Source organism: Cellulomonas composti, from assembly GCF_007990245.1.
GTDB lineage: Bacteria > Actinomycetota > Actinomycetes > Actinomycetales > Cellulomonadaceae > Cellulomonas > Cellulomonas composti.
This window is the reverse complement of record NZ_BJWG01000003.1, coordinates 173,340-188,228: the sequence shown is the minus strand read 5'-3', so window position 1 is coordinate 188,228 and position 14,889 is coordinate 173,340. Positions and strand designations below refer to the sequence as shown.

Here is a 14,889-nt window from a genome sequence, read left to right as displayed (position 1 = left end):
CCGCACGCGCCCCCGACGACGCAGCCACGAACCAGCCACGACGAGCCAGCCCGACGAAACTGCAAGGAGCCAGCGGTGATCGACGACACCCTCCTCGAGGCCGAGGAGAAGATGGACAAGGCGGTCGAGGTCGCCAAGGACGACTTCGCGACGATCCGGACGGGTCGGGCCAACGCGGCGATGTTCTCGAAGGTCTTCGTCGACTACTACGGCAGCCCGACGCCGCTGCAGCAGCTCGCGTCGTTCAACGTCGCCGAGGCGCGCACGATCCTCGTGAGCCCGTTCGACAAGTCGTCGACCACGGCCATCGAGAAGGCGCTGCGCGACTCCGACCTGGGCGTGAACCCGACGAACGACGGCAACGTGATCCGCGTGGTCCTGCCCGCCCTCACCGAGGAGCGACGGCGCGACTTCGTCAAGCTTGCCAAGCACAAGGCCGAGGAGGCCCGCGTGTCGGTGCGCAACGTGCGCCGGCGCGCCAAGGAGGAGCTCGACCGGATCGCGAAGGACGGCGAGGCGGGCGAGGACGAGGTCGCGCGAGCGGAGAAGGAGCTCGAGGTGCTCACCAGGAAGCACGTCGACCTCATCGACCACCTGCTCGCCGGCAAGGAGAGCGAGCTGCTCGAGGTCTGATGACGCAGCTCGCCGCCCCCCGTACCGCGCGACCCGGCCGCGACCTGCCGGTCGCGACCGCGGTCGGCGTCGGCCTGCTCGTCGTCGTCGTCGCGTCGCTGTTCATCCGCAAGGAAGCCTTCGTCGTCCTGGCGTGCCTGGCGGTCTGCGTGGGTCTGTGGGAGCTCGCGCAGGCCTTCACCCGCCGTGGGATCCACATCCCTCTGCTGCCGCTCCTGGTCGGTGCCGTCGGCACGGTCGTCTCGGCCTACACGGCCGGTCCCGAGGCGTTGTTCGTCGCGTTCATGCTGACCGTGGGCGGCGTCGTCGTCTGGCGCGTGCTGGACGGCGGCAGCGAGCACGCGCTGCGTGACGCGACCGGCGGAGCGTTCGCCGCGGCGTACCTGCCGTTCATGGCGGGCTTCGTGATGCTCATGCTCGCGGAGCCCGACGGCCCCTCGCGCGTCCTGCTGTTCATCCTGCTGTGCGTCGCGAGCGACACGGGCGGCTACGCCGTCGGCGTGCTGCTCGGCCGGCACCCGCTCGCGCCGTCGGTGAGCCCCAAGAAGTCGTGGGAGGGTCTGGCCGGCTCGGTCGTGCTCGCCTGCGTCGTCGGTGTCGTCGGGATGCAGGTCGCGTTCGACGGGGAGCCGCTCACGGGCGTGTTCCTCGGTCTGGCGACGGTCACGACCGCGACGCTCGGCGACCTGTCGGAGTCGATGATCAAGCGTGACCTCGAGCTCAAGGACATGGGCCGCATCATCCCGGGTCACGGTGGTCTGCTCGACCGGCTCGACTCCATGGTCCTGACGGCACCTGCCGTCTACATCGTCCTCACGGTGCTGCAGCCGTCCTGAGGCCCCCACCTCGCACCGGAAGGCCCCCCGCATGACCGGAACCCCCGTCCGTCTGGACCTGTCGTCGCCCTCGCGCGGCCCGCGTGGCAAGCCGCCGCGTCACTTCGTCGACCTCACGCCCGACGAGCGGGTCGCGGCCGTCACGGCGCTCGGCGAGAAGCCGTTCCGGGCCAAGCAGCTCGCGACGCACTACTTCACGCACCTGACGGCCGACGCCGCAGCGATGACCGACCTGCCGGCGGCGAGCCGGGACCGGCTCGTCGAGGACCTGTTCCCGCAGCTGCTGACCAACGTGCGTACACAGACCGCCGACGGCGGGACGACCGTCAAGACGCTGTGGCACCTGTTCGACCACGCCAAGGTCGAGTCGGTGCTCATGCGGTACGCCAACCGCACGACGCTGTGCATCTCGAGCCAGGCCGGCTGCGGGCTCGCGTGCGCGTTCTGTGCGACCGGGCAGATGGGCCTGACCCGCAACCTGTCGACGGCGGAGATCGTCGAGCAGGTGCGCGAGGCGGCGCGCGCGCTGCAGGCGGGCGAGGTCCCGGGCGGCCCGACGCGACTGTCGAACGTCGTCTTCATGGGGATGGGCGAGCCGCTCGCGAACTACAAGGCGATCATGGCCACGGTCCGCACGCTCGTCGCGCCCGCGCCGGACGGCCTGGGGATGTCGGCGCGCAACGTCACGGTCTCGACGGTCGGCATGGTGCCCGCGATGCGCAAGCTCGCGGACGAGGGCATCCCGGTCACCCTGGCACTGTCGCTGCACGCACCCGACGACGAGCTGCGCTCGGAGCTGGTGCCCGTCAACACCCGCTGGAACGTGGACGAGGCGATCGACGCCGCCCACCACTACTTCGAGGTCACGGGCCGACGCGTGTCGATCGAGTACGCGCTGATCCGCGACGTGAACGACCACGCGTGGCGCGCGGACCTGCTGGGCGAGAAGCTCAACGCGCGGGGCAAGGGCTGGGTGCACTGCAACCCCATCCCGCTCAATCCGGTGCCGAACTCGCGCTGGACGGCGAGCGATCCGCGGGTCGAGGCCGAGTTCGTGGCACGCTTGCGGGCGCACGGGATCCCGACGACCGTTCGGGACACCCGCGGCAGTGACATCGACGGTGCGTGCGGCCAGCTCGCCGCGGAGGAGGACGAGTGAGCGACGGGATGTTCCGGACGGTGTCCGGGTTCCGCTCGGGCTACGACCCCGACGAGGTGGACGAGTTCTTCGAGCACGCCCGCACGATGTACGAGCAGGGGCCGGCCGGTGCGCTGTCCGCCAAGGACGTGCGGGGCGCCGGGTTCGAGATGGTGCGGGGCGGGTACGTGACCAGCGCGGTCGACGCGGCGCTGGACCGGCTCGAGGGCGCGTTCGTGGCACGTGCGCGGGCCGACCACGTCGCGCAGCACGGCCAGCAGTCGTGGATGGCCCAGCTCGGTGAGCAGGCGCGCACGCTGTACGGCCGGCTCGGGCGCCCCGACGGCGACCGGTTCGCCCCGCCGCAGGGCCGCCACGCGGGCTACGAGCCCGCCGACGTGGATGCGCTGTGCCACCGTCTGATCGCGTACTTCGACCGCGGTGAGCCACTGACGTCGGGCGAGGTTCGAGCCGTGACGTTCCGGCGTCGCAAGGGTCACGACGCCTACGCGGAGGGGCCGGTCGACGCGTTCCTCGCGCGTGCGGTCGAGGTGCTGCTGGGCGTCGAGTGAGCGCGCGCAGCGTCGTCCTGCTGGGCTCGACGGGCTCGATCGGCACGCAGGCGATCGACGTCGTCGAACGCCATGCCGACCGGCTCGACGTCGTCGGGATCGCGGCGGGCGGCGGTGACCCGGGGCTGCTGGCCGCGCAGGCCGTCCGGCTGGGTGTCGCGACGGTCGCGGTGCACGACGAGGCCGCTGCGCAACCGGTGCGCGACGCGCTGGCCGTGGCCGGTGCGCGCGGGGTCGACGTGCTCGCGGGGCCCGACGCCGCGACGCGGCTCGCGGGCTGCGGCGCCGACGTCGTGCTCAACGGCATCACGGGATCGGTGGGTCTGCGCCCGACGCTCGCGGCGCTGCGCGCCGGCAGCACGCTCGCGCTGGCCAACAAGGAGTCGCTCGTCGTCGGCGGCGCGCTCGTGCAGGACGCACGCGTGCGACCGGACCAGATCGTGCCGGTCGACTCGGAGCACTCGGCGATCGCGCAGGCGCTGCGTTCGGGCACGCCGCGCGAGGTCCGTCGGCTGGTGCTGACCGCGTCCGGCGGCCCGTTCCGCGGCTGGACGTCCGACGAGGTCAAGGGCGTGACCCCGCAGCAGGCGCTCGCGCACCCGACGTGGGCGATGGGCCCGGTCGTGACGGTGAACTCGGCGACGCTGATGAACAAGGGGCTCGAGCTCATCGAGGCGCACCTGCTGTTCGACGTGCCCGTCGAGCGGATCGCGGTCGTCGTGCACCCGCAGTCCGTGGTGCACTCGATGGTCGAGTTCGTCGACGGCTCGACGATCGCGCAGGCCTCGCCCCCGGACATGCGGCTGCCGATCGCGCTGGGCCTGTCCTGGCCGGACCGGCTCGCCGACGTCGCATCGGCGTGCGACTGGACGGCCGCCACGGCGTGGACGTTCGAACCGCTCGACGAGCAGGTGTTCGGGGCGGTGCGGCTCGCGCGCGCGGCGGTCGCCGCCTCGCCGACGCACCCCGCCGTCTACAACGCGGCGAACGAGGAGTGCGTCGCGGCGTTCCTGGCCGGGACGATCGGCTTCTCGGACATCGTCGCCACGGTCGAGCGCGTGCTCGACGAGCACGACGACCGACCGGGCGCACGCGGTGAGCTCACGCTCGAGGCGGTGCTCGCCGCCGAGGCGTGGGCCCGCACGCGCGCCCACGAGGTGCTCGCACAGCGCTAGGTGGCGCTAGGTGCGGGTCACCCAGGGTAGGCGCGTGAGTGCGCTGCTCGCCCCGGTGACGAGCTCGGCGACGGTCCGACCCGCCACGTTCGCGGCGGCCGGCCCGTTGCCGCCCGGACGTGCCCACGCCCGGCCTCGGTCGACCCCGACGCGGGGGAGCGAGCCCGGTTCCGCGAGCGGCCGCCACCAGCGATGCGTGACGGGTGCGCCGGCCAGCGCGGGCAGCGCACCCACGCGTGCGACGTCCAGCACGGCGTCCTGCGCGGGGCCCGGTCCGCGCAGCAGCGCCCCGCGCGAGGCCCGGGACCGTAGGCCGCCCGGTGGTCCGGCCCACGCCGCGACGAGCCGGTCGTCCGGCGTGCGCACCAGGTGCAGGTCGTCGACGAGCACGGCCTGCCCGCGGGCCATCCCGGCGCGCTCCCACACCGCGGGTCCGGCCGGCGCGGTGGCCAGCGCGCGCACCCTCGTCGGGCTCGGGTCGTCGCGTGCGTCCACGACCGTCGGCGCGCGCACGGTGCCACGTTCGGTGACGACGGCACCGGCGGAGACGCGCAGCGCACGGGTGTGGCCGTGCACGCGGCCGCCCCGCGAGACGACGACGTCGACGAGCCCGGCCGCGAGCCGTCCGGGGTCGAGCCGCGCGCAGTCGGGCCACCACGCGCCCCCGATCGCACCGGGGACGCGTACGTGCTCGGCGAGACCGTCGGCGTCGAGGACGTGCGCCTCCTCGCCCCACTGCTCACCGGCCGCCGCACGGTCGACGATCGTCGCGAGCACCGCCGGGACGCGCGCGACCGCGACGCGGCCGCCGAACGCGAAGCCGCACGCGATCTGCTCGACCGCGACGACCCCGCCGACCTCGACGACGGCGTCGCGCATCGCCGCGCGGACGTCCCAGGCGGCGGTCTCGCCGAACCGCGTGGCGAGCGTCTCGGGCGCCACCGCGAGCGCGGCGGAGCAGGCGCCGACGCCTCGACCCCCGGTGGGCAGCGCGGCGGCGTCGACCACGACGACGTCGAGCGCGGGATCGGCGTCGAGGAGGTAGTACGCGGTCCACAGGCCGGTCGGTCCCGCGCCGACGACGACGACGTCCGCCGACGTGTCGCCGTCGAGCGGGGCGTGCGCGTCACCGCTCGCCCAGACCGGGTCGTCGGTGCTCGTCGCGGCCGCCCAGCGCTGCCAGACGCCCGGCCCGCCCCACGGTGGAGGTGTCACGTGCCGATGGTCGCTTCCCGAGCGGGCACCGGCAAGGCGCCACGCGCGCGGGTCGGTCCGGTCGGGGAGAACCTGCACAGGTTCGTCACGCGTCGCGGCGCGAGCACACAGTGCCGTCGGTCATGATGGGAGCCGGTTTCGGGACCTTGCGGAGGAGTTCGTGGCGTATCTGGTGGGCGTGCTCATCGCCCTGGTCGTGCTGCTCGCGTCGATCGCGTTGCACGAGGTCGGGCACATGGTGCCCGCGAAGCGGTTCGGCGTCCGCGTCAGCCACTACTTCGTCGGGTTCGGCCCCACGTTGTGGTCGCGCACCACGGGCGAGACCGAGTACGGCGCCAAGGCGATCCCGCTCGGCGGCTACGTCCGGCTCGTCGGCATGTACCCGCCTGCGGAGGCCGTCGGGAACCCGCCCGCGCGCACGTGGCTGGGCCGGCTCGCGCAGGACGCGCGGGAGGCGAGCGGTGCCGAGATCCACGAGGGTGAGGACGGCCGCGCGTTCTACCGCCTGTCCACGCCGAAGAAGCTCGTCGTGATGTTCGGCGGACCGGTGATGAACCTCGTCATCGCGCTCGTGCTGACCGCGATCGTGCTGCTCGGCTTCGGCATCCCGACCACCACCACCACGCTCGACTCGGTCTCGCAGTGCGTGCTGCCGGTCGACGCCGACCCCGACGCGACGTGCGGGGCCGACGACCCGGCGGCGCCGGGTGCGGCCGCGGGTCTGCTGCCGGGCGACACGATCGTCAGCTACGGCGGCACGCAGGTGGAGACCTGGGACGAGCTGACCGACCTGATCCGTGCGTCGGGCGGTGAGGCCACGCCGGTCGTCGTCGAGCGCGACGGGGTCCAGGTCGAGGCGACGGTCACCCCGGTGGTCGCGCAGCGACCGGTCTACGACGACGACGGCCTGCCTGTGACCGACGAGAACGGCGACATCGTCACCGAGCCCGTCGGGTTCCTCGGCGTGACCTCGCAGACGCAACGCGAGCACGCGTCGCTCGTCGAGGTTCCCGAGCAGGTCGCCGACCGGACGTGGCAGACGATGACGGTCGTCGCGACCCTGCCCGCCAGGGTCGTCGACCTCGCGCAGACGACGTTCGGCGACGGGGAGCGCGGGCAGGACAGCATCGTCGGCGTCGTCGGGATCGGGCGGTTCGCGGGCGAGATCGCCTCGATGGACGGCGAGGGCGTCGACTGGGGCCTCAAGCTCGCCGGCCTGCTCGACATGCTCGCGACGCTGAACATCGCGCTCTTCGTGTTCAACCTCATCCCGTTGCCGCCTCTGGACGGCGGGCACATCGCGGCGGCGCTGTGGGAGGGCGGACGGCGGCAGGTCGCACGCCTGCGCGGACGGCCGCGGCCGGGCCCGTTCGACACCGCGAAGCTCGTGCCGCTCGCCTACGGCGTGTTCGTGCTGCTCGGCGCGGTCGGCCTGCTGCTCATCTACGCCGACATCGTCAACCCGGTGACCATCTGAGCGACGTGATCGTCACAGGTGCGACCAGGCCTCGGCCAGGACGCCGCGCAGGATCCCCGTGATCTCGTCGAACTCGGCCTGCCCGCAGGTCAGCGGCGGGGCGAGCTGGATCACCGGGTCGCCGCGGTCGTCCGCCCGGCAGTACAGGCCGGCGTCGAACAGCGCACCCGACAGGAACCCGCGCAGCAGGCGCTCGCTCTCGTCGTGGTCGAACGTCTCACGCGTGACCTTGTCCTTGACGAGCTCGATCCCGTAGAAGAACCCCTCGCCGCGGACGTCGCCGACGATCGGTAGGTCGAGCAGGCCCTCGAGGGTGCGGCGGAACGCCGGTGCGCTCTCGAGCACGTGCTGGTTGAGGCCCTCGCGCTCGAACAGGTCGAGGTTCGCGTTGGCGACGGCGGCCGACACGGGGTGGCCACCGAACGTGTAGCCGTGCGCGAAGGACGCGTTGCCCTGGGAGAAGGGCTCGTAGAGCCTGTCGGAGGCGATGAGCGCGCCGATGGGGGAGTACCCCGAGGTCAGGCCCTTGGCGCAGGTGATCATGTCCGGCACGTAGCCGAAGTCGTCGCACGCGAACATCGACCCGATCCGGCCGAACGCGCAGATGACCTCGTCGGAGACCAGCAGCACGTCGTACTGGTCGCAGATCTCCCGGACCCGCTCGAAGTACCCCGGAGGCGGGGGGAAGCAGCCGCCGGCGTTCTGCACCGGCTCGAGGAACACGGCCGCGACCGAGTCCGGACCCTCCATCTCGATCGCCTCGCCGATCCGGTCGGCGGCCCACCGGCCGAAGGCCTTGGGGTCGTCGCGCAGGTGCTCGGGCGCGCGGTACTGGTTGGTGTTCGGCACCTTGTGCGTACCGGGGACGAGCGGCTCGAACTGCTCCTTCAACGCCGGCAGGCCCGTGATCGAGAGTGCTCCGTGCGGGGTGCCGTGGTAGGCGATCGACCGGGAGATCACCTTGTACTTGTTCGGCCGGCCCGTGAGCTTGAAGTAGTTCTTGGCCAGCTTCCAGGCGGTCTCGACGGCCTCGCCGCCGCCGGTCGTGAAGAACACGTGGTTGAGGTCGCCGGGCGCGTAGGCCGCGAGGCGCTCGGCGAGGTCGATGGCCTGCGGGTGCGCGTACGACCACAGCGGGAAGAACGCGAGCTGCTCGGCCTGCACCCGCGCGGCCTCGGCAAGCTCCGCGCGGCCGTGGCCCGCCTGCACGACGAACAGGCCCGAGAGCCCGTCGATGTACTTGCGGCCCTTGTCGTCCCAGATGTGGTGGCCCTCGCCGCGCACGATCGTCGGGACGCCGCGGTCCCACGCGCTCTGCCGCGTGAAGTGGCCCCAGAGGTGGGCCTTGGCCGCCTCGGCGCGGTCGGTGCCCCTCGGGGTCAGGGAAGTGGTGGCGCTCATCTGGTCCCCCAGTTGTAGAGCTGCTTGCGCAGCCGTAGGTAGACGAAGGTCTCGGTTGTCCGGACCCCTGGCAGTGCGCGGATCTTCTGGTCGAGGACCTCGAGCAGGTGCTCGTCGTCCTCGCAGACGACTTCGCAGAGCAGGTCGAAGCCGCCGGCGGTGATGACGACGTAGTCGACCTCGGGCAGCGCGGCGAGCGCGTCGGCGACGACCGACAGGTCACCCTCGCACTTCAGGCCGATCATCGCCTGGCGGGTGAAGCCGACCTGCAACGGGTCCGTCACCGCGACGATCTGCATGACCCCGGAGTCGATGAGCCGCTGGACCCGCTGCCGCACGGCGGCCTCGGACAGGCCGATCGCCTTGCCGATCGCGGCGTACGGGCGCCGACCGTCCTCCTGGAGCTGCTCGACGATGGCCTTGGAGATGTCGTCGAGCACGGGCTGCCCCGGTGCTGGTCTGCGTGTGCTCACCCGCCCGATGGTGGTCGGCAACGGGCCGCAATGCAAGGAATCCGTTGCGACAGGCCGTGTGGACTTCTGATTTCGGCGTTGGGAACCCTCCGATCGGCCGATTGCCGCCTCTGGGCACTCCCGGAACCGGCGCGACCGGCGTAGCGTGCGGCCCACCGAACGTGAGGAGATCGCCGTGAGCCAGGCCCCCGACCAGACCCTCGAGCTGCTGAACGTGATCGGGGGCGCGCAGCGCGCCGCCGCGGACGGTCGTACGACGGCGGTGATCGACCCGTCGACCGGGGTGGAGTACGCCCGTGCGCCGCTGAGCGGGGCGCAGGACGTCGACGCCGCCTACGGCGCCGCCTCGGAGGCGTTCACGACCTGGGGCCGTACGACGCCCGCGGAGCGCCAGCTCGCGCTGCTCCGGCTGGCCGATGCGGTCGAGGCGCGGGCCGACGAGTTCGTCGCGGTCGAGTCGCGGAACACCGGCAAGCCCCTGCACCTGACCGCCTCGGACGAGGTGCCGCCCTGCGTCGACCAGCTGAGGTTCTTCGCCGGGGCCGCGCGCGTGCTCGAGGGACTGTCCGCGGGGGAGTACCTGGCCGGCCACACCTCGTGGCTGCGCCGCGAGCCGGTAGGCGTCGTCGGGCAGGTCACGCCGTGGAACTACCCGCTGATGATGGCCGTCTGGAAGATCGCCCCCGCGCTCGCGGCCGGGAACACGATCGTGCTCAAGCCGTCGGACACGACGCCCGCCTCGACCCTGCTGCTCGGTCGGGTGGCGGCCGAGGTGCTGCCTCCCGGGGTGCTCAACGTCATCTGCGGCGACCGGGACACGGGGCGTGCGCTCGTCTCGCACCAGCGTCCGGACATGGTCGCCATCACCGGGTCGGTCCGGGCGGGTTCGCAGGTCGCCGAGGCCGCCGCCGCGAACGTGAAGCGCGTCCACCTCGAGCTGGGCGGCAAGGCCCCGGTCGTCGTGTTCGCCGACGCGGACCTCGCCGCGGCGGCCGAGGGTATCGCCGGCGCGGGCTACTACAACGCCGGCCAGGACTGCACCGCCGCCACCCGCGTGCTGGTGCACGCGTCGGTCCGCGACGACTTCGTCGCCGCGCTGGCCGAGGCGGCGAGGGGTCAGCGCACCGGCCTGCCGGACGACCCGGACGTGGCGTTCGGCCCGGTCAACAACGCGCTCCAGCTCGAACGCGTGACCGGGTTCCTCGACCGGCTGCCCGACCATGCGTCGATCGTGACGGGCGGCCACCGGGTCGGGGACACGGGCTACTTCGTCGAGGCCACGATCGTCGACGGCCTGCGGCAGGACGACGAGGCGGTGCAGGACGAGATCTTCGGACCGGTCATCACGGTGCAGACGTTCACCGACGAGGACGAGGCGATCGCGCTGGCCAACGGCGTGCGGTACGGCCTGTCCAGCTCGGTGTGGACCCAGAACCACGGCCGGGCGCTGCGGATGTCGCGCGCGCTCGACTTCGGGGTCGTGTGGATCAACACCCACATCCCGTTCGTCGCCGAGATGCCGCACGGGGGGTTCAAGCACTCCGGGTACGGCAAGGACCTCTCGATGTACGGGTTCGAGGACTACACCCGGATCAAGCACGTGATGTCCGCGTTCGACGCTTGAGTCGACGGATCCATACGTCCCATGTTCCGTCCATGCAACGTTTCCGTTGCGAGCACAGTCTTCCGCGACGAAATCCTTGCTGGACGGCCGTCTGTTTGCGAAGATCCAGCGACACGCCGTGCCCGGCTGGACCCTCCGGAGCCCTAGGAGCCTCATGAGCCCTCATCGCCGCCCCGCCCCCGAGGACCCGCTCGTGCGAGCGCTCGTCGCCCAGGCGCAGCGGGCCAACCTGTCGCGGCGCACGTTCCTGCTCGGTGCGGTCGGCACGGTGGGAACCGCCGCCGTGCTGGCTGCGTGCGGCACGGGCTCGCCGTCGTCGACCGCGCAGACCGCCAAGGACGTGTCCGCGACCGACAAGATCGTGCGCTGGGCCAACTGGACGCAGTACCTCGACCAGGACGACGACGGGACCAGCTACCCCACGCTCGTGGAGTTCGAGAAGCAGTCCGGCCTCAAGGTCACCTACGCCGAGGACATCGACGACAACGACGCGTTCTACGGCAAGGTCTCGGGCCAGCTGGCGAACGGCCAGGACATCGGGTACGACATCGTCACGCTCACCGACTGGATGACGGCGCGGATGATCCGCCTGGGCTACACCCAGGAGCTGGACAGATCCCGGATCCCGAATGCCGACAACATCCTGACCAGCCTTGCCGACGTGGACTTCGACCCGGGTCGCAAGCACTCACTGACGTGGCAGTCGGGCTTCGCGGGCTTCGCGTGGGACAAGTCGAAGGTGCCCGGCGGGGTGCACACGCTGAGCGACCTGTGGGCGCCCGAGCTGGCAGGCCGGGTCGAGGTCCTCTCGGAGATGCGCGACACCGTGGGCATCATCATGCTCGACCAGGGCGTCGACCCGTCGAGCGACTGGACCGACGACGACTTCGAGGCGGCGCTCGAGGTCCTCAAGCAGAAGATCGACTCGGGGCACATCCGGCAGGTCCGCGGCAACGCCTACACGCAGGACCTGGCCTCGGGCGACGCGATCGCGGTCATCGGCTGGTCGGGCGACGTCACCTCGCTCAACTACGAGGCCGACGGCAGGTTCGAGTTCGCCATCCCGGAGTCCGGCGGCACGCTCTGGAGCGACAACCTGATGGTGCCGGTCGGCTCGGGCCACCTGAGCAACGCCGAGGACCTCATGAACTACTACTACGACCCGGTGGTCGCGGCTCAGGTCGCGGCGTGGGTCAACTACATCACCCCGGTCCAGGGCGCCCGCGAGGAGATGGAGAAGGTCGACCCGGAGCTCGCGGAGAACCCGTACATCTTCCCGACCGAGGAGGTCCTCTCCAAGGTCAGCGTGTTCCGCACGCTCACCCCCGACGAGGAGGAGCGCTACAACAACGAGTTCCTCACCGTGATCGGCGCATGACGAGCACGGGCGCCGCCCCCGAGGCGCAGGCCACGGGTGCGGGTGGGGCGGCGCTCGTGATCGAGCGGGTCACCAAGGCGTTCGGCTCGTTCGTCGCGGTGGACGACCTCACGCTCACCATCCAGCCGGGCTCGTTCTTCGCCCTGCTCGGCCCGTCGGGCTGCGGCAAGACGACGACGCTGCGGATGATCGCCGGGCTCGAGCAGCCGACGTCGGGCACCTTGTCGATCGGCGGCAAGGACGTCACCGGCACGCGTGCCCACCAGCGGCCGGTCAACACCGTGTTCCAGAGCTATGCGCTGTTCCCGCACCTGACGGTCGGCGAGAACGTGGCCTTCGGCCTCAGGCGAACGCGCGCCAACGACATCGCCAAGCGGGTCGCCGACGGCCTCGACCTGGTCGAGCTGCGTCACCTGGCGGACCGCAGGCCCGGCCAGCTCTCCGGTGGCCAGCAGCAGCGGGTCGCCCTCGCTCGAGCGCTCGTGAACCGACCGGCCCTCCTGCTCCTCGACGAGCCGCTGGGCGCGCTCGACCTCAAGCTCCGGCGCCAGATGCAGCTGGAGCTCAAGCGCATCCAGACCGAGGTCGGGCTCACCTTCGTGCACGTCACGCACGACCAGGAGGAGGCCATGACCATGGCCGACACGGTCGCCGTGATGAACCGTGGGCGGATCGAGCAGATGGGTTCGCCGGCACAGCTCTACGAGCTGCCGCGCACCACGTTCGTCGCCAACTTCCTCGGTCAGTCCAACCTGGTCGCGGGGACCGTCGTCGAGCGCGACGAGAAGCCGGGCCTGCTGGGCGTCGACGTGGGCGGCACGCGGATCCTCGTCCCGCAGCAGCGGGCGGTCCGGACCGACGGCGCCGTGCTGGTGGGCGCCCGACCGGAGAAGATGCGTCTCCTGGTCGGTGACCAGGCTCCCGGCGAGGCGGAGAACGTCCTGGGCCCGGGTGTGGTCACCGACGTCTCGTTCATGGGTGTGAGCACGCAGTACCAGGTCGAGATCGCCGGCCTCGGCACGTTCGGCGTCTTCGCGCAGAACCTGCTGGGCGGGGCGACCGTGACGGTCGGCTCGCCGGTCCGGCTCGCCTGGGCCGTGGACTTCACGTTCGGTCTCGACGGGGCCGAGGCCGCGGACGAGGGCACGTTCGACCTGGACGACGAGCTGTGAGCATCACCGCCGCGCTGGGCGACACCGTCGCCGGCGACCCGAGCGCAGCACCGCCGCCGCGACGCACCGCTCAGCGCGCGCACCTGGTGCTGCTCGGCCCGGGGATCATCTACCTGCTCCTGTTCTTCGTCGTGCCCGTCGGTGCCCTGCTGGCGACGTCGCTGTACGTGCCGGTGCCGGGCGGCGACGTGGGTCAGTACCAGCCCGCGTTCCACTGGCAGAACTACGTCGACGCGATCTCGCAGTTCTGGCCGACGATCGTGCGCTCCTTCTGGTTCGCGCTGCTCGCGACCGGGGCGGCGCTGGTGATCGGGTACCCGATGGCGTACGTGATCGCGGTGCGGGCGCGCGGGCACAAGCTGTTGCAGGGTCTGCTGCTCGTGCTCGTCGTGGCGCCGTTCTTCACCAGCTTCATCCTGCGGACCATCGCGTGGAAGCAGATCCTCGCCGACGACTCCTTCACCGTCTCGGCCCTGCACTGGCTGCACCTGCTGCCGGCCGACGCGCGTCTGACCGCGACGCCGTTCGCGGTGGTCTGCGGCCTGACCTACAACTTCCTGCCGTTCATGGTGCTGCCCATCTTCGCGGCGCTCGGGCGTCTGGACTCCCGCCTCCTCGAGGCGGGCTCGGACCTGTACGCGTCGCCCACGACGACGTTCCGCACGGTCACGTGGCCGCTGTCGATGCCGGGAGTCGTCGCGGGCACGCTGCTCGTGTTCATCCCGGCCGCCGGCGACTACGTCAACGCGTCGCTGCTGGGCAACAACACCAACACGACGATGGTCGGTCAGGTCATCGACTCCCGGTTCTTCAAGGTCCTGGACTACCCGACCGCGGCATGCCTGTCCGTCGTGCTCATGGCGGCGATCATGCTGCTGGTCGGCGCGTACATCCGCAGGGCCGGGACGGAGGAGCTGGTATGACGGCCGTCCTCGACCGGGTCGCGTCACCGACGCCCCAGGGCACGGCTGCCCCCCGCAGGCCTCGTCGGCGGATCGGCGACATGCTCGTCCCGACCTTCGCCGCGCTGGCGTTCGCCTACCTGCTCGTGCCGGTGGCGTACACCGTCGCGTTCTCGTTCAACGACGCCGGCAAGACCAACCTCGTGTGGCGTGGCTTCACGCTCGACAACTGGCGCAACCCGTGCGCCGCTCCGCAGGTGTGCGAGGCCTTCGCCAACTCGCTGCAGGTCGGGTTCGTGTCGACGATCGTCGCGACCGTCCTCGGCACGCTCATCGCCATCGCGCTGGTCCGGTTCCGGTTCCGCGGACGGTCGGCGACCAACCTGCTGATCTTCCTGCCGATGTCGACACCCGAGGTCGTGCTCGGCGCCGCGCTGCTCGCGCAGTTCCTGGCGTTGCGCGTCCCGCTGGGCTTCGGCACGGTCGTCGCCGCGCACGTGATGTTCTGTATCAGCTTCGTCGTCGTGACGGTCAAGGCTCGGGTCTCGAGCCTCGACCCGGCGCTCGAGGAGGCGGCAGCCGACCTGTACGCGTCGCCGTTGCAGGCGTTCTGGCGGGTGACCTTCCCGCTGCTGCTCCCCGGCATCGCCGCCGCCGCGCTGCTCGCGTTCAGCCTGAGCTTCGACGACTTCATCGTCACGAACTTCACCTCGGGCGCCTACACGACGTTCCCGAAGTTCGTCTACGTCAGCGCGACCCGCGGCATCCCGCCGCAGGCCAACGTCATCAGCTCTTTCATGTTCGTCCTGGCCCTCGCGATCGTCGTGCTGGTCCAGGTGCTCGGCTACGCCCGGAGCAAGCGGCTGCGGGCTCGGTGAACGCGGAGGCGGGTC

The 14,889-nt window shown here is 71.6% G+C and carries 14 protein-coding genes; 11 read left to right on the top strand and 3 right to left on the bottom strand.

Going from position 1 to position 14,889, the window contains the following annotated elements:
• The first annotated feature begins 75 nt into the window (after window positions 1-75).
• The 5 genes from frr to dxr are packed head-to-tail and all read left to right on the top strand — an operon-like array spanning window position 76 to window position 4,354.
• Window positions 76-633 carry a ribosome recycling factor gene (frr, locus tag CCO02nite_RS05045; protein ID WP_146841956.1) on the top strand — a complete coding sequence of 186 codons (558 nt, stop codon included), beginning with the start codon at window positions 76-78 and terminating at the stop codon, window positions 631-633.
• On the top strand, window positions 633-1,469 hold the full coding sequence (locus CCO02nite_RS05040) for a phosphatidate cytidylyltransferase (protein WP_146841955.1): 837 nt from the start codon (window positions 633-635) through the stop codon (window positions 1,467-1,469). Before frr ends, CCO02nite_RS05040 begins: the two co-directional genes overlap by 1 nt.
• Before the next feature lie 31 nt (window positions 1,470-1,500).
• Window positions 1,501-2,628, top strand: a complete 1,128-nt coding sequence (gene rlmN, locus CCO02nite_RS05035) for a dual-specificity RNA methyltransferase RlmN (protein ID WP_146841954.1) — start codon at window positions 1,501-1,503, stop codon at window positions 2,626-2,628.
• A complete protein-coding gene (locus tag CCO02nite_RS05030) occupies window positions 2,625-3,179 on the top strand; it encodes a DivIVA domain-containing protein (RefSeq protein ID WP_146841953.1) in 555 nt (184 codons plus the stop codon). The genes rlmN and CCO02nite_RS05030 overlap by 4 nt, the downstream gene beginning before the upstream one ends.
• Window positions 3,176-4,354, top strand: coding sequence for a 1-deoxy-D-xylulose-5-phosphate reductoisomerase (gene dxr, locus CCO02nite_RS05025; RefSeq protein WP_146841952.1), 1,179 nt, complete (start codon window positions 3,176-3,178; stop codon window positions 4,352-4,354). Before CCO02nite_RS05030 ends, dxr begins: the two co-directional genes overlap by 4 nt.
• Before the next feature lie 6 nt (window positions 4,355-4,360).
• On the opposite strand, the gene CCO02nite_RS05020 is transcribed toward dxr, so the two are convergent.
• A complete protein-coding gene (locus CCO02nite_RS05020; protein WP_186812579.1) occupies window positions 4,361-5,569 on the bottom strand; it encodes an NAD(P)/FAD-dependent oxidoreductase in 1,209 nt (402 codons plus the stop codon).
• A gap of 160 nt (window positions 5,570-5,729) precedes the next feature.
• Between CCO02nite_RS05020 and CCO02nite_RS05015 the strand changes: the two genes are divergently transcribed.
• Window positions 5,730-7,046, top strand: a complete 1,317-nt coding sequence (locus CCO02nite_RS05015) for a M50 family metallopeptidase (protein ID WP_146841950.1) — start codon at window positions 5,730-5,732, stop codon at window positions 7,044-7,046.
• A 12-nt stretch (window positions 7,047-7,058) separates the two neighbouring features.
• On the opposite strand, the gene CCO02nite_RS05010 is transcribed toward CCO02nite_RS05015, so the two are convergent.
• Window positions 7,059-8,447: an aspartate aminotransferase family protein gene (locus tag CCO02nite_RS05010; RefSeq protein WP_146841949.1), complete on the bottom strand. Its 1,389-nt coding sequence runs from the start codon at window positions 8,445-8,447 to the stop codon at window positions 7,059-7,061.
• Window positions 8,444-8,920 carry an Lrp/AsnC family transcriptional regulator gene (locus CCO02nite_RS05005; RefSeq protein ID WP_222593137.1) on the bottom strand — a complete coding sequence of 159 codons (477 nt, stop codon included), beginning with the start codon at window positions 8,918-8,920 and terminating at the stop codon, window positions 8,444-8,446. Before CCO02nite_RS05005 ends, CCO02nite_RS05010 begins: the two co-directional genes overlap by 4 nt.
• 175 nt (window positions 8,921-9,095) lie before the next feature.
• On the opposite strand from CCO02nite_RS05005, the gene CCO02nite_RS05000 reads away from it, so the two are divergent.
• The 5 genes from CCO02nite_RS05000 (at window position 9,096) to CCO02nite_RS04980 (ending at window position 14,874) form a co-directional block, all read left to right on the top strand.
• Window positions 9,096-10,544, top strand: coding sequence for a gamma-aminobutyraldehyde dehydrogenase (locus CCO02nite_RS05000; protein ID WP_146841948.1), 1,449 nt, complete (start codon window positions 9,096-9,098; stop codon window positions 10,542-10,544).
• A gap of 154 nt (window positions 10,545-10,698) precedes the next feature.
• The gene (locus CCO02nite_RS04995) at window positions 10,699-11,922 is read left to right on the top strand and encodes an ABC transporter substrate-binding protein (protein ID WP_146841947.1); all 1,224 of its coding nucleotides are present in this window, start codon (window positions 10,699-10,701) and stop codon (window positions 11,920-11,922) included.
• A complete protein-coding gene (locus CCO02nite_RS04990) occupies window positions 11,919-13,094 on the top strand; it encodes an ABC transporter ATP-binding protein (RefSeq protein ID WP_146841946.1) in 1,176 nt (391 codons plus the stop codon). Before CCO02nite_RS04995 ends, CCO02nite_RS04990 begins: the two co-directional genes overlap by 4 nt.
• Entirely contained in the window at window positions 13,091-14,017 is a 927-nt protein-coding gene (locus CCO02nite_RS04985; protein WP_371862480.1) for an ABC transporter permease, read from the top strand. The genes CCO02nite_RS04990 and CCO02nite_RS04985 overlap by 4 nt, the downstream gene beginning before the upstream one ends.
• An 80-nt stretch (window positions 14,018-14,097) precedes the next feature.
• Window positions 14,098-14,874, top strand: a complete 777-nt coding sequence (locus CCO02nite_RS04980) for an ABC transporter permease (protein ID WP_146842124.1) — start codon at window positions 14,098-14,100, stop codon at window positions 14,872-14,874.
• Window positions 14,875-14,889 lie beyond the last annotated feature (15 nt).

Excerpts from the sequence above, each read along its gene's own strand:
- rlmN (WP_146841954.1), top strand. The coding sequence starts at position 1,501 with ATGACCGGAACCCCCGTCCGTCTGGACCTGTCGTCGCCCTCGCGCGGC.
- CCO02nite_RS05010 (WP_146841949.1), bottom strand. The coding sequence starts at position 8,447 with ATGAGCGCCACCACTTCCCTGACCCCGAGGGGCACCGACCGCGCCGAG.
- CCO02nite_RS05040 (WP_146841955.1), top strand. The coding sequence starts at position 633 with ATGACGCAGCTCGCCGCCCCCCGTACCGCGCGACCCGGCCGCGACCTG.
- CCO02nite_RS04990 (WP_146841946.1), top strand. The coding sequence starts at position 11,919 with ATGACGAGCACGGGCGCCGCCCCCGAGGCGCAGGCCACGGGTGCGGGT.
- CCO02nite_RS04980 (WP_146842124.1), top strand. The coding sequence starts at position 14,098 with ATGCTCGTCCCGACCTTCGCCGCGCTGGCGTTCGCCTACCTGCTCGTG.
- CCO02nite_RS04995 (WP_146841947.1), top strand. The coding sequence starts at position 10,699 with ATGAGCCCTCATCGCCGCCCCGCCCCCGAGGACCCGCTCGTGCGAGCG.